Source organism: Algimonas ampicilliniresistens (genome assembly GCF_030159955.1).
Taxonomy (GTDB): domain Bacteria; phylum Pseudomonadota; class Alphaproteobacteria; order Caulobacterales; family Maricaulaceae; genus Litorimonas; species Litorimonas ampicilliniresistens.
Map to the genome: position 1 here is coordinate 671,676 of NZ_BSNK01000001.1, position 23,347 is coordinate 695,022.

Annotated in this window: 29 protein-coding genes and 1 tRNA gene; 29 read left to right on the forward strand and 1 reads right to left on the reverse strand. The window is 56.6% G+C overall.

Annotated features, from left to right (window positions below):
* The first annotated feature begins 1 nt into the window (after position 1).
* The 8 genes from QQL54_RS03080 to QQL54_RS03115 all read left to right on the forward strand — a co-directional run bounded on the left by QQL54_RS03080 (position 2) and on the right by QQL54_RS03115 (position 7,704).
* Positions 2 to 478 carry a sodium:proton antiporter gene (locus tag QQL54_RS03080; protein ID WP_284387433.1) on the forward strand — a complete coding sequence of 159 codons (477 nt, stop codon included), beginning with the start codon at positions 2 to 4 and terminating at the stop codon, positions 476 to 478.
* Positions 478 to 1,992: a monovalent cation/H+ antiporter subunit D family protein gene (locus QQL54_RS03085; RefSeq protein ID WP_284387435.1), complete on the forward strand. Its 1,515-nt coding sequence runs from the start codon at positions 478 to 480 to the stop codon at positions 1,990 to 1,992. Before QQL54_RS03080 ends, QQL54_RS03085 begins: the two co-directional genes overlap by 1 nt.
* Complete coding sequence (locus QQL54_RS03090; protein ID WP_284387437.1) at positions 1,989 to 3,461, forward strand: proton-conducting transporter transmembrane domain-containing protein; 1,473 nt, start codon at positions 1,989 to 1,991, stop codon at positions 3,459 to 3,461. The genes QQL54_RS03085 and QQL54_RS03090 overlap by 4 nt, the downstream gene beginning before the upstream one ends.
* Complete coding sequence (locus QQL54_RS03095; RefSeq protein ID WP_284387438.1) at positions 3,458 to 3,823, forward strand: hypothetical protein; 366 nt, start codon at positions 3,458 to 3,460, stop codon at positions 3,821 to 3,823. The genes QQL54_RS03090 and QQL54_RS03095 overlap by 4 nt, the downstream gene beginning before the upstream one ends.
* A complete protein-coding gene (locus QQL54_RS03100) occupies positions 3,816 to 5,543 on the forward strand; it encodes a Na(+)/H(+) antiporter subunit D (RefSeq protein WP_284387440.1) in 1,728 nt (575 codons plus the stop codon). The genes QQL54_RS03095 and QQL54_RS03100 overlap by 8 nt, the downstream gene beginning before the upstream one ends.
* Entirely contained in the window at positions 5,527 to 5,943 is a 417-nt protein-coding gene (locus QQL54_RS03105; RefSeq protein ID WP_284387443.1) for a Ros/MucR family transcriptional regulator, read from the forward strand. The genes QQL54_RS03100 and QQL54_RS03105 overlap by 17 nt, the downstream gene beginning before the upstream one ends.
* A gap of 186 nt (positions 5,944 to 6,129) precedes the next feature.
* Positions 6,130 to 6,648, forward strand: coding sequence for a PAS domain-containing protein (locus QQL54_RS03110; RefSeq protein WP_284387444.1), 519 nt, complete (start codon positions 6,130 to 6,132; stop codon positions 6,646 to 6,648).
* 126 nt (positions 6,649 to 6,774) lie between these two features.
* Positions 6,775 to 7,704, forward strand: a complete 930-nt coding sequence (locus QQL54_RS03115; RefSeq protein WP_284387446.1) for an IS1595 family transposase — start codon at positions 6,775 to 6,777, stop codon at positions 7,702 to 7,704.
* Positions 7,705 to 8,184: 480 nt separating this feature from the next.
* Here the strand turns inward: QQL54_RS03115 and QQL54_RS03120 are convergent, their stop codons facing one another.
* Positions 8,185 to 8,607 carry a hypothetical protein gene (locus QQL54_RS03120; protein WP_284387450.1) on the reverse strand — a complete coding sequence of 141 codons (423 nt, stop codon included), beginning with the start codon at positions 8,605 to 8,607 and terminating at the stop codon, positions 8,185 to 8,187.
* Between the two features lie 210 nt (positions 8,608 to 8,817).
* Between QQL54_RS03120 and QQL54_RS03125 the strand changes: the two genes are divergently transcribed.
* The 21 genes from QQL54_RS03125 to QQL54_RS03225 all read left to right on the forward strand — a co-directional run bounded on the left by QQL54_RS03125 (position 8,818) and on the right by QQL54_RS03225 (position 23,336).
* Positions 8,818 to 8,907: transfer RNA gene (locus tag QQL54_RS03125), tRNA-Trp, on the forward strand.
* A gap of 359 nt (positions 8,908 to 9,266) precedes the next feature.
* Positions 9,267 to 9,596, forward strand: coding sequence for a helix-turn-helix domain-containing protein (locus QQL54_RS03130; protein ID WP_284387451.1), 330 nt, complete (start codon positions 9,267 to 9,269; stop codon positions 9,594 to 9,596).
* Positions 9,593 to 10,357, forward strand: coding sequence for a DUF6456 domain-containing protein (locus tag QQL54_RS03135; RefSeq protein ID WP_284387453.1), 765 nt, complete (start codon positions 9,593 to 9,595; stop codon positions 10,355 to 10,357). The genes QQL54_RS03130 and QQL54_RS03135 overlap by 4 nt, the downstream gene beginning before the upstream one ends.
* A 39-nt stretch (positions 10,358 to 10,396) precedes the next feature.
* Positions 10,397 to 10,693, forward strand: a complete 297-nt coding sequence (locus QQL54_RS03140; protein WP_284387455.1) for a hypothetical protein — start codon at positions 10,397 to 10,399, stop codon at positions 10,691 to 10,693.
* Complete coding sequence (locus QQL54_RS03145) at positions 10,686 to 11,945, forward strand: DNA-packaging protein (RefSeq protein ID WP_284387458.1); 1,260 nt, start codon at positions 10,686 to 10,688, stop codon at positions 11,943 to 11,945. The genes QQL54_RS03140 and QQL54_RS03145 overlap by 8 nt, the downstream gene beginning before the upstream one ends.
* 78 nt (positions 11,946 to 12,023) lie before the next feature.
* Positions 12,024 to 12,467: a hypothetical protein gene (locus QQL54_RS03150; protein ID WP_284387462.1), complete on the forward strand. Its 444-nt coding sequence runs from the start codon at positions 12,024 to 12,026 to the stop codon at positions 12,465 to 12,467.
* A gap of 120 nt (positions 12,468 to 12,587) precedes the next feature.
* Entirely contained in the window at positions 12,588 to 13,724 is a 1,137-nt protein-coding gene (locus QQL54_RS03155; protein ID WP_284387464.1) for a phage portal protein, read from the forward strand.
* Positions 13,721 to 13,960, forward strand: coding sequence for a hypothetical protein (locus QQL54_RS03160; protein ID WP_284387467.1), 240 nt, complete (start codon positions 13,721 to 13,723; stop codon positions 13,958 to 13,960). Before QQL54_RS03155 ends, QQL54_RS03160 begins: the two co-directional genes overlap by 4 nt.
* The gene (locus tag QQL54_RS03165; protein WP_284387469.1) at positions 13,950 to 14,420 is read left to right on the forward strand and encodes an HK97 family phage prohead protease; all 471 of its coding nucleotides are present in this window, start codon (positions 13,950 to 13,952) and stop codon (positions 14,418 to 14,420) included. The genes QQL54_RS03160 and QQL54_RS03165 overlap by 11 nt, the downstream gene beginning before the upstream one ends.
* Entirely contained in the window at positions 14,417 to 15,580 is a 1,164-nt protein-coding gene (locus QQL54_RS03170) for a phage major capsid protein (protein ID WP_284387471.1), read from the forward strand. The genes QQL54_RS03165 and QQL54_RS03170 overlap by 4 nt, the downstream gene beginning before the upstream one ends.
* Before the next feature lie 104 nt (positions 15,581 to 15,684).
* Complete coding sequence (locus QQL54_RS03175) at positions 15,685 to 16,185, forward strand: head-tail connector protein (RefSeq protein ID WP_284387473.1); 501 nt, start codon at positions 15,685 to 15,687, stop codon at positions 16,183 to 16,185.
* Positions 16,182 to 16,499 carry a phage head closure protein gene (locus QQL54_RS03180; protein WP_284387475.1) on the forward strand — a complete coding sequence of 106 codons (318 nt, stop codon included), beginning with the start codon at positions 16,182 to 16,184 and terminating at the stop codon, positions 16,497 to 16,499. The genes QQL54_RS03175 and QQL54_RS03180 overlap by 4 nt, the downstream gene beginning before the upstream one ends.
* Positions 16,496 to 16,909: a DUF3168 domain-containing protein gene (locus QQL54_RS03185; protein WP_284387477.1), complete on the forward strand. Its 414-nt coding sequence runs from the start codon at positions 16,496 to 16,498 to the stop codon at positions 16,907 to 16,909. The genes QQL54_RS03180 and QQL54_RS03185 overlap by 4 nt, the downstream gene beginning before the upstream one ends.
* Positions 16,906 to 17,322 (forward strand): phage major tail protein, TP901-1 family, encoded by a 417-nt coding sequence (locus QQL54_RS03190; protein WP_284387479.1) that lies wholly within the window; start codon positions 16,906 to 16,908, stop codon positions 17,320 to 17,322. The genes QQL54_RS03185 and QQL54_RS03190 overlap by 4 nt, the downstream gene beginning before the upstream one ends.
* Complete coding sequence (locus QQL54_RS03195; protein ID WP_284387480.1) at positions 17,319 to 17,603, forward strand: hypothetical protein; 285 nt, start codon at positions 17,319 to 17,321, stop codon at positions 17,601 to 17,603. The genes QQL54_RS03190 and QQL54_RS03195 overlap by 4 nt, the downstream gene beginning before the upstream one ends.
* A complete protein-coding gene (locus tag QQL54_RS03200) occupies positions 17,600 to 17,773 on the forward strand; it encodes a phage tail assembly chaperone (RefSeq protein WP_284387481.1) in 174 nt (57 codons plus the stop codon). The genes QQL54_RS03195 and QQL54_RS03200 overlap by 4 nt, the downstream gene beginning before the upstream one ends.
* On the forward strand, positions 17,766 to 18,161 hold the full coding sequence (locus QQL54_RS03205; RefSeq protein ID WP_284387484.1) for a phage tail tape measure C-terminal domain-containing protein: 396 nt from the start codon (positions 17,766 to 17,768) through the stop codon (positions 18,159 to 18,161). Before QQL54_RS03200 ends, QQL54_RS03205 begins: the two co-directional genes overlap by 8 nt.
* A 2-nt stretch (positions 18,162 to 18,163) precedes the next feature.
* Positions 18,164 to 18,766 carry a DUF2460 domain-containing protein gene (locus QQL54_RS03210; RefSeq protein ID WP_284387486.1) on the forward strand — a complete coding sequence of 201 codons (603 nt, stop codon included), beginning with the start codon at positions 18,164 to 18,166 and terminating at the stop codon, positions 18,764 to 18,766.
* Positions 18,759 to 19,394, forward strand: coding sequence for a baseplate hub domain-containing protein (locus QQL54_RS03215; protein WP_284387488.1), 636 nt, complete (start codon positions 18,759 to 18,761; stop codon positions 19,392 to 19,394). The genes QQL54_RS03210 and QQL54_RS03215 overlap by 8 nt, the downstream gene beginning before the upstream one ends.
* Positions 19,387 to 19,821 carry an NlpC/P60 family protein gene (locus QQL54_RS03220; RefSeq protein WP_284387490.1) on the forward strand — a complete coding sequence of 145 codons (435 nt, stop codon included), beginning with the start codon at positions 19,387 to 19,389 and terminating at the stop codon, positions 19,819 to 19,821. The genes QQL54_RS03215 and QQL54_RS03220 overlap by 8 nt, the downstream gene beginning before the upstream one ends.
* Positions 19,818 to 23,336: a baseplate multidomain protein megatron gene (locus tag QQL54_RS03225; protein WP_284387494.1), complete on the forward strand. Its 3,519-nt coding sequence runs from the start codon at positions 19,818 to 19,820 to the stop codon at positions 23,334 to 23,336. Before QQL54_RS03220 ends, QQL54_RS03225 begins: the two co-directional genes overlap by 4 nt.
* The last annotated feature ends 11 nt before the right edge of the window (positions 23,337 to 23,347 follow it).

Here is a 23,347-nt window from a genome sequence, read left to right on the forward strand (position 1 = left end):
CGTGGAATACCTGTTTTCGCATTTCAATTATGTTGTCGTCATCGTGCTGATGATGACCGGGCTCTATGTCGTATTCGCGTCGCGAAACCTGATCAAGAAGCTCGTGGGGCTATCGACCTTTCAGACATCAGTCTTCTTTCTTTATATCACGCTTGGCAAAGTTGCGTCAGGCCAGCCGCCGATCCTAGAAAAAGATCCCAGCTCGAAAAGTGGCTATGACGAACATACAGCCTTTATCGACCCGGTGCAGCTGGCGGCGTCTGGAGACACTTACATCCTGCCGGGGCAAGGGAGTGAAATCCTCTATTCCAACCCACTTCCCCACGTGCTGATCCTAACGGCCATCGTGGTCGGTGTCGCAACGCTTGCGATTGGTTTGGCGCTGACGGTTCGCATTCGCGAAGTTTACCAAACGATCGAGATGGACGCGATCGAACAGCAAGACTTCCAGTATAATCTTGAGGGGATAGAGCGCTAATGGATTGGCTCTCAACCCACGCTGTCGCTTTCGCGATCGTTCTGCCATTGTTAATGGCGGCGGTTGTAGCGATGCTGCCAAACGTCAAGCGTTTGGCGTGGCTGGTCGCGCTGCTCGTGGCTGTCTTTGTGGCTGTCGCCGCATCTGTCGTGCTGCAAACACAGGCCGGTCTGGGCGAAATTATCTATGAAATGGGCGGTTGGGAGCCACCTTATGGCATCTCGCTTCGCATCGATGCGTTGAATGCGCCGATCCTGTTGTTGATCGCGGCAATGGCCGTCGCCACGCTTATTTACGCTGAGCCAGCGGTCGCATCTGAAGTTGAAGGCCGACGGTCCGGGCCGTTCTATGCGGCCTTCCTGCTCTGCGTTGCGGGTTTGATGGGCATGGTCGTCACGGGCGATGCATTCAACGTTTTCGTCTTTCTCGAAGTCAGTTCGATCAGCACCTACACGCTGGTCGCTATGGGCGCGAACCGGGATCGACGAGCACTCTCCGCTGCGTTTAACTACCTGATCCTAGGGTCAATTGGCGCGACCTTCTTCGTCATTGGTGTTGGCTTCTTGTACGCGGAGACTGGGACGCTCAACATGGAAGATATGCGGTCCATTCTGGCAAATTTGGACGGCGGATCGCGGGTCGCGCAGGTCGCTTTCGGCTTTATCGTTGTGGGGCTCGGGCTGAAACTCGCCATGTTCCCGCTGCATACATGGTTGCCGGGCGCTTATGCTTACAGCCCGACCCTCGTGACAGCCTTTCTTGCCTCGACCGCGACCAAAGCGGCGCTCTATTTGCTCTATCGTTTCTGTTTCACCGTGTTCGATCCGAGCTTCGATTATGTGGCTGCGGTGCTGACCTATATCGTGACCGGGTTGGCTGTAACGGGAATGATCTTCTGCTCACTCCAAGCTTTATTCCAGACCGATGCGCGCCGGACGTTGGCGTTCTCATCCGTGGCACAGGTCGGTTATATGTTGCTTGGTATTGGGATCTTGACCGTGGCGGGTCTCGCCGGGGGCTATCTGCATCTGATCAACCATGCCGTCGTCAAAGGCGGTCTGTTCTTGGCGCTCGGGGCTATGTGGTACCGGTTCGGCATTACCCGCATCAGCGATATGGCTGGTCTGTCCAAGACCATGCCGATTACAACAGCGGCCTTCACTGTGCTCGCGTTTAGTTTGATCGGTGTGCCGTTTACTGCCGGGTTCGTGTCTAAAGTGGCGCTGGCCGAAGCCGCCGCTGCAAAAGGATGGTGGTGGGCCGTGGGCGTGATCATGGTGACCTCAATCTTGGCACTGTTCTATATGGGGCGGATGATGATGGTCGCCTATTTCCGCGATCCGCCGACCGTCGACGGCGTGGCGTGGAAACGTAATGAGGCACCAGCGCTGATGCTGATCCCAATCGTCGGCTTGGCTATTTTGTCCATTCTGATTGGGATGCGCGGTAACGTCTTCCTGACAGATATTGCCGAGAATGCTGCGTGGGTCATGCTGCCGGGGAGCGGGCTATGAGCTACGGCCCGGAAATGGCGATTGCGCTATTAATGCTGATCCCGCTGGCGGCAGCGGTGCTCATACCAATTGTTGGACGGTCACCCAATTTGCGCGAGGGCGTAACCTTCGTCGCTGGGCTGCTCTTGCTCGCCAACGTAATCTATCTTTGCGGTCTGGTTGCCGGTGGCGCACGGCCCGAACTGCTGATCGGTAGTTTTGCGGGCATGTTTGAGATCAAGTTCCGGATGGAGCCTTTGGGCGCGATCTTCGCGGCGATTGCTTCGTCGCTGTGGATTGTGAACTCCATGTTCACGCTCGGCTACATGCGCGGCAATAGCGAGAAAAACCAAACGCGCTTTTTCACCTTCGTCGCCATCGCTATTGCGTCGGCCATGGGAATTGCGGCGTCGGCCAATCTCATCACGCTTTTCATCTTTTACGAAGCTTTGACAATCAGCACATTCCCGCTGGTCAGCCATAAAGGCGATGCCAAAGCGCGGCGCGGCCTGACGATTTACACGCTGATCTTAATGGGGACATCGCTCGGCCTGTTACTGCCCGCTATTATCGGGACACAAGTCATCGCCGGAACCACAGATTTCGTCTTGGGCGGCGTGTTCCCGGCGGATGTGTCGATGCTCGCTAGCTCGACCCTGTTGGTTCTGTTTGCCTTTGGGATTGGTAAGGCCGCCCTGATGCCAGTTCATCCTTGGCTGCCCAACGCCATGGTGGCGCCGACGCCGGTCTCCGCTTTGCTGCACGCCGTGGCCGTGGTGAAGGCAGGCGTTTTCACCATGCTCAAAGTGGTCGTCTATACGTTCGGCACAGATCTCACACACCTGACGCCGAGTTCAAGCTGGCTCGCTTGGATCGCCGCCTTCTCAATTGTCGCGGCGTCCGTGATCGCGTTGCGACAAGATAATCTGAAAGCACGACTGGCATATTCGACCGTCTCGCAGCTGTCCTACATTACGCTCGGCGCGATGTTGGCGACCAGCTGGGGTATTATGGGGGGTGGTCTGCAGATCGTCATGCATGCGTGGGGTAAGATCACACTTTTCATGGTGGCGGGCGCAATTTACACGATCGCGCATCGGACCAATGTCAGTCAGCTCGATGGCTTGGGCCGCAAACTGCCTTGGGTATTTGGTGCGTTTTTGGTCGCCTCGGTCAGTCTGATCGGTATTCCGCCCTTTGGCGGTTCTTGGCCGAAATTCTATCTGATGTGGGGCGCACTGGATTCCGGCAAGGCCGTGCTGATGGCGGCGCTCATTATTTCGTCGCTGCTCAACATTCTTTATCTGATGCCGATTGCCATTCGCGGCTTTATGAAGCCACCCGCCGACCCTGCGGCAGATGACATTATCGCGATTGAAGCACGCAAACATCGGTGGGTTATTATTCCTCCGGTAATTACCGCGATCGGCACCTGTGTGCTGTTCTTCGCTGCACCGTGGATCATTCAATTTTTGGAGCCGATTATATGACGACTCCGAACGAAAAAAATATGGAGGGTATCCATCCAGCCGCGAAACCATTCCTGTTTCTCGGCGAGACTAAGGTGAAGCGAAACTTCATCTGGATTCCATTGGCCGGGCTGATCATCGCCTCGATCATCGGCGTCTTTCATCCGCAGAAGCATCCAGCCCCATTTGAAATGATCGGCGATATGCCAATCCCGGGCAGTTGGGCCATATTCGGTTTTCTAGCCTATTCCTTCATCGTTTTCGCCGCACCGGTCCTGTTCCGTCTGCTGGCAAAGCCTGAGACTTATTACGGGGAGGGCGGATTGCCTGACCCGGATGTGTCCACTGACCCTGAGATAACGGGGGAGGCGCATCATGATTGATCTTTACCAGATCAACCCTGGCCTCTGGGTCATTCTAGCGGGTTTGATTTGCTCGGTTATGCCGGCGAATTCATTGCGTAAGGCGCTCGCCATTTTGGCACCGATCTTTGCCGCCGTTATGATCTTCAATATCTATGACAGCACCGAAGTGTTGGCCGGTCAGTTTGAAATTGGCGGCATTACGCTGACGACGTTGCGGATCGACAATCTGTCGGTGGTCTGGGGTTATTTGTTCTGTCTCGCTGGCTTCATCAACGCGATCTATGCGCTACATGAGAAGTCTTGGATTACGGACTCGTCCGCGCTTGTCTATACTGGGGCAGCCATTGCGGGTGTGCTCTCCGGCGATATGCTGTCGCTCTTTGTTTTCTGGGAATTGACGGCGATTTCGTCTGTCTTCTTGGTCTGGCAGGGTGGCGACAGGGCTTACGCCGCTGGTATCCGTTATCTGGTCATCCAAGTCTTTTCAGGCGTATTGCTGCTAGCCGGTGCAGTCATGTATGCCAATGCAAACGGCGGCGACTTCACCTTTGGTTATATCGGGATTGATGCACCGGGCGCTTGGCTATTGCTGATCGGTATGGGGATCAAAGCGGGCTTCCCGATGCTGCATATGTGGATGCAGGATGCTTATCCGAAAGCCTCCATCACGGGCACAGTGATCCTGTCGGCCTTTACAACGAAGTTTGCCATTTATGCCTTAGCACGCGCCTTTCCGGGCACGGATCTGCTGATTTGGATCGGCTGTATCATGACGTGCTTCCCGGTCTTCTTTGCCGTGATTGAGAATGATCTGCGCCGTGTGCTGGCTTTCAGCCTCAACAACCAGCTTGGCTTTATGGTGGCCGGTATCGGTATCGGCACAACAATGGCCATGAACGGCGTTGTCGGACAAGTCTTCGTCCACGTTATCTTTAAAAGCCTCCTGTTTATGAGCATCGGCGCAGTGATGTATCGGACCGGTACGGCGAAGGCATCCGAACTCGGCGGGCTGTTCCGAAGTATGCCCTATACGACCGTGCTCTGTTTAATCGGGGCCGGGTCGATCGCGGCCTTCCCGCTGCTCGCGGCTTTTGTCACCAAAGCTATGATCTTGTCGGCAGCGGTCGAGGAGCACCTCTGGATACCCTTCGCGATGATGTTGTTCGCCTCTGCGGGTGTGATGGAACATAGCGGTATCAAAGTGCCACACTTCACCTTCTTTGCGCATGATAGCGGACGGCGGGTTAAAGAAGCGCCGTGGAATATGCTGGTCGCGATGAGCCTCGCCGCCTTGCTCTGTATCGTGCTGGCTTGGCCTTGGGGCGGATATGAGCTGCTCTATTCGATCATGCCTTATACGACCGATTATAAGCCCTACACGTGGGATCATGTGGTTTTCCAAATGCAGCTTCTCTTTGCCGCTATTTTCGCCTTCAATTTGCTTAAGCGATATAAGCTCTATCCGGCTGAGCGACGGGCGGAGATTGTCGATGCTGATATTCTCTACCGAAGAGTCGGGAAGAACATCGCTATATGGGCGGACGCGGTGTGGACGCGCCTGTCTGCGACTATGACCGCTTGGCGCGGACGCGGCATGAAACATATTGGCCGTCGCCTCTATCATGCTTTCTCTCCTGCCGGGACGTTAAGTCAGGCGGCACCGTCCGGACTCCCGGCTGTTTTAACCGCGGCCGTGCTGATCTTTGTTCTGATTTTGGCCTATGTCGCCGGGGCCTGATCAAGACATAGAATCCAACTCTCTGCTGGCTATGAGTGCTCAAGTCTTGGCCGCCTACGTTGGCAATCATTCTGTCGCCCCGGAAGACCTCCCTGCTTTGGCGCGGACGATCTACAATAGTCTTAAACACGCGCCGCGTGAGGCTGGACCCAAGTCAACCCGGACGCCTGCCGTTCCGATTTCGGAGTCCTTGACCGATACGCACATCATCTGCCTGGAAGACGGTAAGCCGTTTCAGTCATTGAAACGGCATTTGCGTGTCGCCTTCGGTCTGACGCCGGATGAGTACCGCGAAAAATGGGGATTGCCTGCGGATTATCCGATGGTGGCCCCAGCCTATGCGCGTCGGCGATCCAAGCTTGCCAAGCAAACAGGCCTTGGGAAATCGTCCCGAACCTAGTTTGAGATGCGATATTCTGGTCTCAGTTGGGGGTCAGAAACCGAAACGAATCGGCTCCGAATCGAAAAGATGCCAAAAGGGGACACTCGAACGCTCTTTATGGTTAACAAACCCTTGTCGCCGATTCGTTGATCCGTGATGGTCTGATTCGTGGGAAGACGATGAACCGGACCCGGGGGAATAAGCGTGATCAAGGGAAACGCGTTGCGGCACCAGATGGTGCTTCCGCAACAACAAGAATTCTACGATTATTGGCGCCGCAAATGTCAGGGTTCCAAGCTACCCTCACGCGCTGATATCGACCCGAGCGAGATCATGGCTCAGCTACCAATGGTCACTATCACTGAGCGGCATGCCGCCCCAGAAACGGACGCTGGACACCGTTATTTCTTTCGCCTCGCTGGCACAGGCTTTTGGCGCTTTTATGGCGATGAGATCCAAGGCCAGCATGTTGATGAACTCCCAATTGGCTGCCGGGCTGACTATTGGCACCGCGTTCTGGATATGGTGATCGATCAGCGTCGACCGTTTCACGGCGTGACGAAGCCCAATACACCGGTCGGCTCGCATATGGCGCAATTTTGGCTTCGGCTTCCGCTCTCTGAAGATGGCGTCACAGTCGATACAATCCTCGGCTTTGATCATATCTGCCCGCTCGAAATGGTGGTTCAGCCACAAGACACGCGTCAGAAAATCTACGCTTAATTCAAGCGTTTATCCTTTGTTCCACAGAGTCAGGCCGGAACGACTCGTCATGCAGCCATAAATAGTATAGGAATATAATGGGGATTATATACTTGTGTGACCCAACTATTTGTGCCATAAGGTGGCATGACCAAGGGTGCACAACAATTCGATAGTCTCTTTGACATGATGGAGGCGTTCCCTACGGAGCAACACGCCATTGACCATCTGCGCGCCCTGCGTTGGGGTTCGGACGACGAAGGCGCATATTGCCCGCATTGTGGTTCCACGCGCGTTATGCACTTCTCTGACAACAAGACGCACAAGTGTTCCGATTGCCGGAAGCGCTTCTCTATCAAGGTCGGCACTATCTTCGAAGATAGCAAAATCAGCCTGCGCAAGTGGTTCATGGCGATCTGGTTGCTGACTTCGCACAAGAAAGGCATCGCCAGCACACAACTCGCCAAGGACATTAAGGTAACGCAGAAGACCGCGTGGTTCATGTTACACCGCCTACGCCATGCAACAGAGACTAAATCGTTCCAAGCGCCCCTGAAAGGCACTGTAGAGACAGACGAGACCTATGTTGGCGGTAAATCTGCCAACCGTCACGCGCGTCAACGTGGCGTTGGTGTCCCTAAGCCGCCTAAATCAACCGTTGTCGGTATGATTGAACGCGGTGGCGAGGCCCGCGCCATGCATATTCCTAACCCGTCACGTCGCAACTTGCACAATGCAGTTCGTGAAAACGTCGATACGTCCGCGCGCTTCATCACAGACGGTAACAACAGCTATCAGGGCCTTGGTGACACGTATGAGCATCACATTGTCCGTCACCATGCGGGTGAATATGTCTTGGATGGTGACGTTCACACCAACTCAATTGAGAGCATGTGGGCTATTCTAAAGCGCCAGATCATTGGTATTCATCACCACGTCTCACCAAAGCACCTGCAACAGTATGTCAATGAGGTCACATGGCGCTTCAATCGCCGTGAAGAAGGCGAAGGCGACCGCGTGAATAGCTTCCTATCCCGCACAGAAGGCCGTCTCACATACAAAGAGCTGACAGCATGACTGCCAAAGGGAATAAGCCGCCACTGGCGTTAGATATGCCCTTTGGGGAAGCGTTGGCGCGATTTGCGCAGACAGATCCCGATGAAATGGAAGGCGCTATCAGGATAAAGAAAGGGGGCCGTAAGCCCCCTCCCAAATCTAGTAAAAAACCGTCCTAGCAGTGTAGGCATCGGATGTGCGCTCGAACGTGCTCGATCCTGCCGAAGCGGCGTCGAGTGTAAGAGCGGACGTGGAAACAGAATCCTGAATAGGTCATATCGACCCTTTCATGCAAAGGTGCCCTTGCACAGATCGCTTCTGTATGTAAGATTCCGTTAGCGTCACGGGGTATCTTGCATACTCGCTAACCAGTGAGCAGCGCGGGCATACTACCGAACCAAGGGCCATCGAATCTCAACCCCTGCAAGGGTTTTGGTATCGGTGGTCCTTTTCGTTTTGGGGTGCGCGCGTCGGTTCCGTGAACGCGCGACCCTATTCTTATCACATATCACCCTCCCTGTGATTGGACCCTGCAAGCACCCATCGCTTGCCGTCTTTGTAGATATCCCCAGATTGCTTTAATCGGCTTAGCTGAGGAGAGAGGCTCGTTCGCGGGAAGCTTTTCCCGAAGCGTTCATTAATCTTAGAAAGAATATCCAGCGCAATTAGACCGTCAGGGAAATCGGTGAGAACCAAACGAACCATCTGTTTGATAGACCGATAAGGTTCTGGGGCGGCCTCACGCTTAGCCCGTTCAGGCTTCAAATTCTTGAACCCAGTAAGACTTTGCCCCCTTATAGCGGCTTCAGCCTTATCTAACCTGCTCATATCACCATAGAGTTCATCTAGCGTTGATTGCAAATCAAGTATCTTGATTGCGATTTCGGCGCGCTGCGCGGCAATATTTGCAAGGAGGTCATCCACGTATTCATTGTAGTCGGCAGGACTTCATTTTACAAATAAAAGAGTCGCCAAAGACTACAAATTTATGTGGATAATCGTGTATTTCTCTAAGGAGTCCAGAACAAAATAGGAACATTGACTACATCCGTTCCACTCTGTTCCGCCAAGACTTTTTTCTGGACTCAGGTCTATGGGGTCCCTATATAGGAGGTGACTGCACGCAACGGTCACGGTGCTGTGTCAGAGCGGTTTAATGTGCCGGATTCCAAATCCGGTGGGGTGTTGTTGCCCCCGTGGGTTCGAATCCCACCAGCACCTCCACTAAAATGGAGGTCGTTCTGTAGTCATCCGGGCGGAGAACAACCTCCGCCCCAACTTTCCTGCATGAATCTTAACTTGATATTTCTGTATTCTGGGCATAAATCAAAAATCAAGCGATCTACTACAACAACCAGTCCTTGGGCTGAGTAGAGAGCCGCAGGGCCTCGCCCTGATCTAGGAGAGAGACCTAGGTGGAGGTGCATACACCAAATTAAACCCTAGTCTTCGGACTAGGGTTTTCTTGTTTTATATACGTCTGATTGCTGAAAAGGTTGGGTCACACAAGTATATAAGTCCCAATATAATCCTCACTCTCATGAAGTCGGACTAGGGTCGCGGCAAGAGATGAAGGAGGATATATGTCTCGCCGCAAAACAACCGATCCGATTGATCCCGCCCGCGCCAAGCTGGCTGTCGCTGCTGCCGCGCTTGAGTTTGGCGTACCCGATTTAGACTTAGGGCGTCCTGACCATCGTGCCCCCTTGATCGACTTCGCCCGCCAAGTCGCCATGTATCTGTCAGCCTGCATTTTTGGCATGACCATGACCCGTATTGGTGAGCTGTTTGGTCGTGACCGCTCCACCGTCAGCCATGCACTCAGAGTCATTGAGGACGGTCGCACGGATCCAGTTTTCGATGCAAAGATTGAACGGCTGGAAAGCTGGCTCGGTGCGGCGCCCATTCGATGAACGCACAGTCAGACCGTCTAAGGACGGAGCAATTATTGCGGAGCCTGCTACGCAGTGACGCTTTGATCCAACGTCAATCTATCCCCGGTGATTGGCCTGCTTTCATCCGCGGAGACCACCGAAAACGACCTCTGTTCTGGGTGAATAGTGCAGATGTGGACGCGTTACTAAGCGATAAGGTGCTTGCCAATACCCCCAAAGGCGTCGGACTATCTGGGACCACCCGCCGCAGACTTTTACACGGTGCATCTGACCGGGAGATTGAAACCCGTACCGAATTTGTGCCGTCAGGTGTCGAACGGCCCGTTCGCCGGAACGTCCGTGGCACCGTCCTGCAGCGCCTGTCGCATCGGCGCGGACAGGACCGAGAACGACTCCTCAATGAGGCTCAGGTGACAGCGGCGCATCGCTATACTCAAGACCTCCTTAAGTCCGGCGAAGGTCATGTCGGAACGACTGACCCGTCTGCGCCGAAAGTTGACGGCACACGGCGGCATGATGCGGCTGAACGCGCCGCACTCACTCGCATAGATGCCAATCGCTCACTTCAGTCGGCGCGTGACGCGCTCGGCCCGGATCTGTCTCGGTTGCTGAATGCAGTCTGCGGCGCAAATGAACGTTTAGAGGCCATTGAACGGGCAGAGAATTGGTCGCGCGGGACCGGGCTCGCCATCCTACGTATGGCGCTAGATCGACTGACCCTCCATTACGGCACGGTCCCGGGCCAGTCCCATCCCCGATCAGATCGGGTCATTGGGTAGACACATCCTCGTCTGTCAGGGCCGACGCATAGTTGGTCCATGACCGATTTAACCACGCCCGATCCGCACCGCGCCGCAGCCCTGATTGCTCAGTTACAAGATAGGCTATTGGCGTTGGGCCAGGATGATGGGTCGCTCCCGACCGCGGAAATCGAAAAAACTGCCAAGGCGATCAACGTCCTAATCGACAGTCTTGAGAAGGCCGACCAATTCCTAGCCGAATGCGGTGAAACGGCTCGGCTTGGGGATCGGTTGACAGGGCCGTCGCGGCAGACATTGCTACGCAAAATCAAGCGCATGGTTGAAAATGGCGTGCTGGACGAACTCGATGAGTAGTCACGCAAAGCTCGGTTTAGGTCCAGTCGAAATTGATAATGTGCTGCGCGGCTGGAAGGCTCAGGCCCGATCTGATCAGATCGCGCCGGATGATCCTAACTGGTCGATCTGGATGGTGCTGGGTGGCCGCGGATCGGGCAAAACCCGTGCGGGCGCGGAGTGGGTGTTGGAGCAGGTCAGGCGCGGCGCCGTTCGGATCGCGCTCGTAGCGCCGACCTTACACGATGCGCGTGAAGTCATGCTCGGCGGGGATAGTGGGCTGCTCAATGCTGACTTCAGAAATGAACGCCCCCGTTATGAGCCGACCCGGCGACGTGTTTTGTTTCCGAATGGGGCGATTGGCTATCTCTTTTCCGCGTATGACCCCGACAGTCTGCGCGGTCCGCAGTTTGATTGCGCGTGGGGCGATGAATTCTGCGCGTGGGCGGACCCCGATGCAGTGCTGTCAAACCTGCGTCTGGGACTAAGATTGGGGACGAGGCCCAGACTGTGTCTGACCAGCACTCCGCGTCCGATTGCTGCGCTCGACAGATTGCTAGCTGATCCAGCGACGCGGTTGAGCAAAGCGCGGACCCACGACAATGCGGACAATCTCGCGCCCGGTTTCATTGCGGCGATGGAGGCGACCTATGGCGGGTCAAGCTTGGGCCGACAGGAATTAGACGGTGAGATTGTACGCGATCATCCCGGCGCGATTTTTCAACGCGCCGATATCGACACAGCGCGGGTGACAGACGCTCCACTCCTGGACCGGATTATCATCGCACTTGATCCCCCCGCGACATCTGGCCGTAATGCGGACGCATGCGGCATCATTGTGGTCGGTCGTTGCGGAGAGGGGCGAAAGGCAGAAGGCTACGTTCTCTATGACGGTAGCTTATCCCGCGCCCGCCCGGAGGTCTGGGCCGCGCGAACCGTCGATCTTTTTCACGCTTATGACGCGGACTGTATATTGGCAGAAACCAATCAGGGAGGTGAGATGGTTGAGGCCGTCATTCACCAAATTGACCCAGATGTGCCAGTTCAGCGTCGTCATGCCCGTCGGTCGAAATCCACCCGCGCTATGCCTGTCGGCCTGCTTTACGCGCGTGGGCGGGTACATCATGTCGGGCGGTTTGATGCGCTCGAAGATGAGCTCTGCGCTTTTGGCGGGCCGCATCAAAATGGAAGTCCTGATCGGATGGATGCGTTGGTCTGGGCCGTGGCTGACTTGCTTCTGAGGCAATCCCAGCCGAATTTGCGATTTCTTTAACGTCGCATTTACTACAATTCTTCATTCATATACCCATGCAATTGGAAACCGCCGTGCATGGCGGTTGAGGAGCCAAGTATGGCGCAACACGCAAAAACAAAACGTCGTCAGATGGCTGATCTGCAGATTGAGCTGCGAAGCACAGATCGGCAACTTGGTCAGCTCAATTGGGAATTGGCGCAAGAATTGGTGACACTCGCGGATCAAGCCAATGACCCGGCCCCGCTCATCCAGGCCGTAGAGGCCCTTCGTTCTGCCACGCGCTACTACACATTCGAAGACGCACCGCGCGAACATGCGATGATCCAGAAAGCAATTGCGGATACGTTGCTGTCTCTTGGTCAAAAGACTGGGGATCGGGATGCATTGACGACGGCGCGCGATGCCTATCGCGGGGCGATCACACTGGCATCCCTTCTGTCTGACGAGGAACTCCGCGAGAGCTTGCGGAAGAGCTACAAGACGACCCAGACATTGCTCGGCGATCTTCCGCAGAACCCGTCCCTGTTTCAGGTCGCTTAAATCCTAGTCAATTCAATGTTCTACGTGTAAATCGCGTAGATGGGTCCCCGGCGTTCCGGGAGGCCCCATAAATCCCCTATCGCTGCTCAAAGGGTTTGGGCATCGAAGGGAACCACCTTCATGAAATTGCCATTTACCGGACGCCATACGGTGTCCGACGCTAGCGATGCGCCCGAAACAAAAAGCGGCACATCGGCTCAAACACCATTGGTCGCGGTAGAATTATCCCGCCAAGCTTGTTTCACCAACCCAGACTTTGGATCGCTTTGCCGCGAAGGCTTTGCCCGCAATCCGATCGTCTATCGCTGCGTCCGGATGATTGCAGAGGGCAGCGCATCTGTTCCCTTGCGCGGCGAGGGCCTGCCAGCGGAGTCCTCTGAAGCGCTGGAGCGTTTCTACAGCTACTTACAAGTGGCCGGCTGCGCCTATCTCGAGGCTGTCTTGCTGGGGGACGAGGTGATTGGCCTTCGTGCGGTGCGTCCAGACACTGTGACACCGCTTACGGATGCGGCAGGGCGGCCTGCGGGGTTTGAAGTTCGCTCAGAGAGCGGTCGCCGCCTATTCCGGCGCGATCCGCTCACGGATCGTTGCGGGGTTATGGCGCTCGCCCTGTTTAATCCAATGGACGAAGCGGCAGGGCAGTCACCCTTGCGTGCTGCCGCAACTAGCGTCGATTTGCATAATCAAGGCACACGCTGGGCCAAGGCCCTGCTTGATAACTCCGCGCGACCCTCCGGCGCTCTTGTTTACAAGGGTGGGGCTGGGGAGCGTCTATCTCGTGATCAAATTGACCGGTTGAAGGTTGAACTGGAAGCGGGCTTCACTGGACCTGCTCGGGTGGGTCGTCCGATGGTTCTGGAAGGCGGACTTGACTGGAAGACGATGGGGCTCAGCCCATCAGACATGGACTTCACACAGGGTCGACGCGAAGCGGCGCGCGACATCGCGCTCGCCTTCGGTGTGCCGCCGATGCTCCTCGGCATTCCGGGCGACAATACCTATTCCAATTACGCCGAAGCCAACCGCGCTTTTTGGCGTCAAACTGTGATCCCGCTGGTCGGACGCACGGCCAGAGCCATGTCGGCTTGGCTTTCGACCTTCGGTGAAGAGGTCACTTTATCGCCGGATCTAGACGCCGTGTCGGCCCTTGCGCCTGAACGCACGGCACTTTGGGCTCGGCTTAATGCAGCTAGCTTTATTGACGCGGATGAACGCCGCGCGCTCGCCGGATTAGCGCCTCGGGAGACAGTTCAATGAGCGCAACGCTGAAACTCGAACGCACCGTGACGCTCGGATTGATCGCCACGCTTTTTTTACAAACAGCAGGCGCCCTAATCTGGGTTGGCGGTGCTGAAGCCCGGATCGAAGAGCTAGAGCGCAACCTCGACATTAATTGGAGTATTAATGAGCGGTTGGCCCGGCTGGAGGGTGAAACCGCTATGATGCACCAGATGCTGCGCCGGATCGAAGTGGCGCTCTACGATGAGGATTAGTGGCTACGCCTCGCGCTTTGATGAGCGGGATGCGAGCGGAGACAAAGTGCGGCGCGGGGCCTTCTCCGCATCGTTGCTGTCACGCGTCAAACCGATCCCCATGCTGAGCGACCATCAACGCCGGATTGGTGTTTGGGACCGCGCGGTCGAAGATCAATATGGGCTCTATGTCGAAGGGCGTGTGTCTGATCCTGCCCTACAGAGACTGATCCGAAAAGGTCGGGTGAGGGGCTTATCGATTGGCTTCCGTACACGACGCGCCAAAGTCGGTTCTCACCCGAATTTGAGGTCCGGCCTTTCATCGCGAGACTTGCTCGATCTCGACCTCAAGGAAGTCTCCGTCGTTGCCTTCCCGATGCTGCGCTCTGCACGGATCGACCAAATCTCAGATGACCAGATTTCAGATGATCAAATCACAGACGACCAAACCGAACGCACCAACCACAGGAGACCTGCGTGACTATCACGACCCTAGAAACTAAAATGATGAATCCGGATCAGTCCGACGATTTTGCCGCCACCTTTGCGGCCTTTCGCGATGCGAATGACGAACGGCTCGCGGAAATCGAAAAGAAAAATATCACCGACCCGCTGCTTGAAGCCAAGGTCGACCGCATCAATAGGCGGTTAGAAACGCTCTCCGTCAGCCTATCCCAACCGGCCCTGCAGTCAGCGCGTGATGAGACCAAATCGGCGTGGTCCCGCTTCATCCGTTCAGGCGATGAGACAGCCTTGAACGAGGCAAAATCGCTGTCCTCGACGGACGGAGACGGCGGTTATGTCGCCCCGGTTGAGACGGAAAGTCGGATTGATGCCGTGCTGACCGAAGCCTCTCCATTCCGGCGCATTGCTACGGTGCGTAAGATCGGCAGCGGCCAGTTCCGCAAGCCTGTCAGCACGACGTCAGCCATTGCAGGCTGGGCGGGCGAAACAGATGCGCGGCCTGAGACAACGGCGCCGACACTGGCCCTGCTCGATTTCCCCGCAGGTGAACTCTATGCGATGCCCGCGGCAACGCAGGCGCTGCTGGATGACAGTGTCGCCGATGTTGATGCATGGCTGGCCGAAGAGGTTCGCGATGTGTTTGCGGCGCAAGAAACGGCGGCGTTCGTTTCTGGTGACGGGGTCAATAAGCCGCGCGGGATTCTGTCCTATCAAGCCGGAACCGACGCTCTGAGCGCGATCACGACGGGCACAGCGAACGGTTTCACGCCGAGTGATCAGTACGACACATTGATGGACCTGATCTATACGCCGAAATCCCATTATCGACCGGGCGCGAGTTTCGTCATGAACCGCCGCACTCTGTCTGAGATCCGCAAGATCAAAGACGTCGATGGCAATTATGTCTGGACGCCGGGTGCGGAAGCCGGGCAGCCGAGCCAGCTTCTTGGTTACGCGGTGACAGAAGCTGAAGATATGCCAGACATGAATACGGGCGGGTTTGCGGTCGCCTTTGGTGATTTCCGTCGCGGTTATCTGATCGCGGATCGACAAGGCGTCCGCGTGTTACGCGACCCCTATTCCGCCAAGCCCTATGTGCTGTTCTATACAACCAAGCGTGTCGGAGGCGGGGTCCAAGACAAGGACGCGATCGCGCTGCTTGAGTTCGCAGCCTAGCCAGCGGTGACCCTGCGTTTCGACGCAGCCACATCCAATCATTTATCACCCATCGGCGGTTTCGCCGGTGGGTTTTTCTTTGCCGTTTCGGAGGGACCCTAACCATGTTGATTGACTTACAACCCCCGCCTGTCGAGCCAATTACGCTCGCTGAGGCCAAAGCCTTTATTCGCGTCGATCACGATGATGAGGACGCGCTGATCACCACACTAATTGCATCTGCACGTGACCAGCTCGAAGCCTATCTTAACACCGCCATGATTGCGCGGCCGATGCAGGTGAGCGTGCCAGCCGCCTGCGAAGTTCGGTTGCCGCGCTGGCCCGTGATGAGTGTTGAAACCGTCCTATCAGACGGCGTTGAGATATCTGAGTATCACGTCGATTTGCGCCGTCGTCCTGCCACCCTGTCGGTCTTTGCGACGGACCATATCGAGATCGCCTTCACAGCTGGGTATGGCTTAGGTCCAGAAGATGTGCCCGCGCCCTTGCGTCAGGCCATGCTGCTGCTGGTGTCGTGCGGGTTTGAGCACCGCGATATCGATGCTGACACCATGCCACTCATGGTTGATGCGCTGACCATGCCCTACCGGGTGGTCGGACTATGATAGGGCAACTCAGGCACCGATTGGGCCTTTATGCGCCGAGCCGGATCGCAGATGATCTTGGCGGCACAATCACCAGCTGGTCGTTCCAACGCGCCATCTGGGGCGCGGTGGAACCAAAATCTCTAAGCGAAACGCGCGAAAACGGGCGGCTCGCGGTCACCCAGACCTACCGCGTCACGGTGCGCCATATGGATGATTTTCCAGAACGCGCCCGCCTTGTTTGGCGGGGACGAACATTGCGCATTGTCGCCGCATCCGATCCGGATACGCGCCGCGAACGGTTACATTTGATCTGTGAAGAAGAAGTCCGATGAGCGCGCTTAACTTAGCAGCGGATGCGCTGATCATGCAGCAAACTCTGCACGCGGCGCTGGCGAACGATCTGGCCGTAACGGCCACGCTGGGTGACCCCATCCGGGCCTTTGACGATACGCCCGATGATCCGGTCTATCCCTATCTCACCTATGGCCAGATCCGGTCGGAGGATACGAGCGGGGACGCGGCACCGCAATCGACACACCAGATGACCCTGCATCTGTGGAGCCGGTATGCTGGTCGCGCTGAAGTGTTCGATCTCTTGCGTATGGTTTCAGATACGATCCGGGACAGCGTGCCGCACACAGTCTTGCCGCTTTACACGGATGTGTTTCGCGCTCCCGATGGGAGGACCTTCCACGGACTGCTGCGCCTGTCCGTCACACTGACATTGGAGACAACGGCATGACTGCTACTCATACACCTCAGCGCGGTCGCGATATGTTGCTGAAGATCGAAGATGGCGGGGCTTATTCGACGGTCGCTGGGCTTCGTACCAAGTCGATCCGGATGAATAGTCAGACGGTCGATGTGACCGATCAAGCATCGAATGGGTGGACAGAGCTGCTGCCAGAAGCGGGCATAAGGTCGGTCAGCGTGACCGGGTCCGGTGTGTTCCGAGACGCGGACTCTGACGCCCGCGTGCGGTCCGCTTTCTTCGCGCAAGAGGCCGTCAATGCGCAGATGATTGTGCCGGAATTTGGTACGATTACGGCGTCCATGTTGGTCACTGGATTGACCTATGGTGGCACCTTCAAGGGTGAGGCGAGCTTCGAGCTGACCTTGGTCAGCGCCGGCGAGCCGAGCTTCATACCCGCATGATCCACGCTTCGGAGTTTCGATCCGGTGATGTGACGACTGAGATCGGGACATTACGTTTAACCATCTGTGGATTGGCGGAGATGGCGCAGACTTTGGACGCGCCAGATCCCGTCGCTCTCGCCACCCGCATCCGGGTTTTGAACCCGGACATGGCGCGCCACCTACTTACCGCCTTGCTGCGTCCCTCCGGCGCAAACGGTGTGGTGGCGCGCCTCTCAGACACGCAGATTGTCGAGCTTATGCCAGCGGCCTCCCGCTGTATCGGGCAGGCGCTGTCATGAGCTGGCCTTTCCAAGCTTGGCACCGACTGGCTGTGCGTCACCTCCATCTCGACCCGTCCGAATTCTGGGCCATGCCGCTGCGGGATTGGTTGGTGCTGATTTCGCCAGACACACCCGCGCTCGACCGGACGGCCCTGACTCAATTGATGAAAGACTATCCCGATGACTGATTTAGATGAAGCTGCAGACGCCATTGCGGCGTTCGACGCGGCGCCCGCTGTGCAAAGCGCAGGCGAGATCGCCGATGCGTTTGAAGCCGCCGGTGCCCGCATCTCCCGTTCACTTGAAAACGCGGCCAGGAACGGAGAGCTGTCCTTCAATGGGATGGCGGAAACTGTGCTGAGCGATTTAGCCAGGCTCGCTGTCGGTGAACTGATCGAAGCCCCGCTCAACGCTTTAGTCGATAGTCTGACAAACGGTCTCGGCAAAGCCAGCAGCAATACCACCGTCAATCTCAATGTCAGCGGCTCGAGTGATCCGGTCGGTTTCCGTCGCTCCGAAGGGCAGATTGCGGCGACGCTCGCGCGGGCGGTCTCGCTCGGTCAGCAGAGGATTTAAATATGGCTTTTCACGATGTTAGTTTTCCGCTGACTTTGGCCTTTGGTGCCAGTGGTGGGCCGACCCGCGCGGTGGATATTGTCGAATTGGCGAGCGGTCGAGAGACGCGCAATACGGCCCAAAGCCGCGCACGCCGCCGTTATAATGCTATGACGGGCGTGAAGTCTGTTGAGGACGCTCGCATGCTGTCCGACTTTTTTGAAGCGCGGTCCGGCGCGTTGCACAGTTTTCGGTTTCGTGACCCCGTCGATCATAGCTCCGGCAGTGACCAGCCGAACCTCAGCGATCAGATCATCGGCACTGGCGACGGAACGACAACGACGTTCCAGTTGGCCAAACGATATAGTGATGTCATTCGCCCGATCACATTGCCCATTCCGGATAGCCTTCTCGTTGCCGTCAACGGCGTCTCTGTTCCGTTCTCATTGGCAGAGGGTGGGATAGTCGAAATCGATGCACCGCAGTTCGGCGCGAGTGTGACGGCTGGGTTTTTGTTTGATGTGCCTGTGCGCTTTGATACCGACTCGCTCACTCTCTCGCTCGACACGCATAGTGCGGTCTCCGTGACCGATATTCCTCTGATCGAGGTGTTCGATCATGCGTAACCTATCACCGGAGTTGGAAGCGCATCTAGCCAGCGGCACGACGACCCTATGTCTATTATTCATTCTAACGCTTGCCGATACACGACGCTTTGCTTTCACGGATCATGATTGTGCGTTGGATTTTGAGGGTCTGACGGCGCGTCCAATGCAAGCGGCTGAGACGGAACAACGCGCCGGGTTCGACGCTGATTCCGGCGCGCTCAAGACTGTTTTCGATGTAGATTTGTCACGAGATGATCTCCTGTCTGGAGCGCTGGATGGGGCGATGCTTGCTGAGCACTGCGTCAACTGGGCAGACCCCTCACAATCCATGCTTATTACGACTGGGCGCATCGGTGCGGTCACGGTGAGTGGTGACGGGTTTGAGGCTGACTGGCTGGGTCAGTCCACGCTTCTAGATCGCTCCACTGGACGGGTCTTCTCACGACGTTGCGATGCGGAATATGGAGACGCACGTTGCGGGCTGACGGCTCAATTGGGCCAAAGCTGCGCGGGAACACTGGACGCCTGCAAGGGGCTTGGAAATACGCTCAACTATAGAGGTTTTCCATATTTGCTCGGCGATGATGTCCTGCAAAAGGGCGTTCACCTTACGCCGACCCGCGACGGTGGCTCCCGCTATGCGTGAGAACGTGTTGGCCGTCGCGCGCGACTGGCTCGATACACCCTATCAGCATCAAGCCTCCGTTCAGGGTGCGGGCTGTGATTGTCTTGGTTTGATCCGGGGCATTTGGCGCAAGCTCTATGGCGCAGAGCCTGAAAAGCCACCCAATTACACGCCGGATTGGGCCGAAGCGCAGGGCGAGGAAACTCTGCTTCACGCAGCCCGCCGCTGGCTACTGCTGACCGCCGATCCGCAGCCCGGCGATGTTCTGCTGTTTCGGATGAATGCGGGCAGCCCGTGCAAACATGTTGGCATCCTCGCACCCGAGGACAGGCTGATCCACGCCTATTGGGGTCGGGCTGTGGTGGAGAGCTGGCTTCATCCCTTCTGGGCGCGGCGGATCGCCTTCGCCTTTTCCTTTCCACCGCTTCCGACTGAGGATCCGTCATGACGACTCTGGCCATTCAAGGCATTGGTGCCTTCGCGCGCGGCGGTGTCAAAGCTCTCACCAGCCTCGCTCTATCCACTGCGACCAGCGTGATTACGCGCGCACTCGATGATCGGGTCTTTGAAGGGCCGCGATTGGACAGCTTCCATTTGCAAACCTCACGCGACGGCGCCCCAATGCCGCGCGTCTTTGGACGGATTCGGTTGGCCGGACAGGTTATCTGGGCCAGTCAGGTCCGCGAACAATTCAGCGAGGCACAGGTCGGCGGAAAAGGCGGTGGGCCAACAAGGCGGGACTATAGTTATTCCATCAGCTTCGCCGTTGGCCTGTGCGAAGGTGAAATTCTTGGGGTAGACCGCATTTGGGTCAATGGCGAAGTCCTGCAACGGGTTGGACTGACCGTGCGCGTGCATACAGGCTCAGACTTACAGGTGCCGGACCCGGTGATCGCTGCCACCGAACCCGGCGACGTGCCAGCTTTTCGCGGCACAGCTTATATCCTGTTCGAAGATTTCCCGCTGGATGATTATGGGTCAAGGCTGCCGATCATCAATGCGGAAGTTGTTCGCGGCATAAGGCGCGGCGACCGGATGGAAGATTTAATTCAATCCGTGAATTTGATGCCAGGGACCGGGGAGTTCGCCCTGTCGCCAACCATCGTCGAGGACACGCCATCAGTTGGTGTGACCACCCCGGCAAACATGAACAGTTTCTCAGGCCAAGCAGACTTGCTGACATCGCTCGATCAGCTGCAAGCCGAACTTCCAAACTGCAAACATATCAACATCATCTGCTCTTGGTTCGGGACCTCCATCAATGCGGGGACCTGCTTGGTCCAGCCCGGTGTGGAGCGTACCAGCCGAAGGCTGCAAGACGTCGAATGGCGTGTGGCCGGGGAGGACCGCAGCTCCGCCTATATCGTTAGCGCTGACGCAGAAGGGCGTCCCAACTATGGCGGCACGCCGAGCGATGAGAGCCTAATCGCTTGCATCAGGGAATTGAAGCAGCGTGGATTTGCGGTGACGCTCTATCCGTTTCTGCTAATGGACACGCCCGGCTTCCCGTGGCGTGGATGGATCGCGCCGACCTCTGCCGCTGATGTTGACGCGTTTTTTGGGACTGACGAGGATTTCCGATTTCGTCATCATATCCTGCATCATGCGCGTCTTTCCGTAGATGCAGGTGGGGTCGATGCCATCGTGATTGGGTCGGAGTTGAAAGCGTTGATGGCGTTTCGAGAAGAGACTGATTTCCCAGCCGTTGAGGCGATGCGTCAGCTCTCAAGTGACACACGTGCTATCGTCGGCACGGGGACAAAGATCACGTACGCGGCGGACTGGTCGGACTATTTCGGGCTGCAGGATGGCGGCGATGTGGACTATCATCTCGATCCGCTCTGGGCGGATGAAAATATCGATGCTGTTGGCATCGACGCCTACTTCCCGCTCGCTGATTGGCGCGACGGGGTGCCGATAGACGCGACCGATGGACATAATGGTCATGATCTCGACTATCTCCTCTCCAACGTGGAAGGGGGCGAGGGGTACGATTGGTACTATGCCAGTCCAGCCGACCGAGATATCCAGCTACGAACGCCGATTGATGATCCGGTCTATCGTTTCAAAGATATGCGTAACTGGTGGCGCACGCCGCACATCAACCGCAAGAACGGGCTGCTTACGACGCAGAGCCCGTGGCAGCCAAAATCCAAACCGATCTGGTTGCTAGAAATTGGATGCCCCGCCATTGATAAGGGTGCGAACCAGCCCAATGTTTTTTATGATGAAAAATCATCTGAATCGGCGCTGCCATATTATTCCGATGGAACGCGCGATGATCTGATCCAAAGGCGCTATATTGAAGCGCTTTTGGGCCATTATCAGGCGACCAATCAGCCGGGTTTTCTCGATTTGTCTCGGGCCTCCGTCTGGACATGGGATGCGCGGCCCTATCCGGACTTTCCGGCGCGGACTGATGTGTGGTCGGATGGTGACAATTGGATGCGGGGGCATTGGTTGAACGGACGCACCGGTCTGTTGCCTGTCGCCGATGTCATCGAAGAGTTGGCCCGCGATAGCGGGCTGACCGCGATTGACGTGTCGGGTGTATCCGGCGTGCTTCCGGGCTACCGATTGGACCGCCCCATGAGTGCTCGTGCTGCGCTGGCTCCGTTGCTGCAACTCTTCGATATCGACATGCATGAAAAGGGCGGGGATGTTGTCTTTACCCTTGGTGGTCCACAGGCTCTGTCATTAAATGAGGCTGATCTTGTCCGGGGGCCGGCGCGTCGCGTGCGCTCAGATCCAGAAGGTCGGATCAAGGATGTCCGGCTGACCTATATTGATGCGGCCCGTGATTATCAGCTTGGCGCCGCATCGGCCCGGCAACTGGATGCTGAATCGGTCGCCATAGCTGATCTCGCCGTCCCGGCTGCGCTGGATGAAGGCTTCGCGCGGTTTGTCGCCCGGCGGGAACTGGACGCTGCCCACGCGGGGCAGGAAGGTTTGCGCCTGTCTTTGCCGCTGAATACCGGCTTACGGCTCGAACTGGGTGACCGCTTCAGCTATGACAACACCAGCTGGGTCACGCAGTCATTGGAGATTGGATCACAGGTCGATGTGACCGCGCTCAGGGATAGGGGCGGTGCTAGAGCATGGGTGGCGGGGTCGACACCTGGCACTCCCTTTGCACCTGATTATGCGGGTGCCGCGCAATTACTGGCTTTCGATTTGCCGGGCAGGGACGGTATTAGTGTGGGTGCGCTGATTGACCCGTATGAACCGGTTACAGTGCAAGTGGATGGCTCTGAAGCGACGCTCAATGCGCCTTTAAGGATCGGTGCCACGTTGACGGATTTTCCATCCGGTTCCGTTCTTCTTTACGACCAGAGGTCAACAGTCGACGTGTTGTTCGGAAATCTGACACTGAGTGGTACGACGGACGAGGGGTTGCTTGCAGGGGCCAACCGCTTCGCCGTGGAAACCGCAACGGGGTGGGAGGTATTTGCAGCGCGGGATACCGAATTGATCGCCCCGCAGACCTATCGCTTATCTCATTTCTTGCGCGGCCTTGAGGGTAGCGAGCCTTTCATGGCTGAGGTTGTTTTGTCTGGCGCGAGAGTTCTGTGGCTTGGAACGGGATTGATCAGCCTGCCAATATCCTCTGATCATCGGGGCAGTGTGGTAAGCGTAACGGGTCAGACCATTCGACGGGAGGCCCGAGACGGTGAAGTCATTTGGAATGACTTAGCGGGGCTTCCATTATCCCCTGTGCATTTGCGTTGGGACGGAACGAGCTTGGCCTGGATCGGGCGCGATCGAAGTTTTTCGGAATGGACGGAAGACGAGTCTAGCCTGCAATACCGCCTGCGTATTACGCGGTCGGGTGAGGTGCAGACCGTCGATACGGCTTTGACCGAACTGGCTTTGCAGCCATTTGATCAGGTCGAGATCGTTCAACTTACGCCCGATGGTCGCGAGAGTCTTTTGTCAGCAGCGTTGAATGTAGCGGGCGCATGACTAAATAGTCG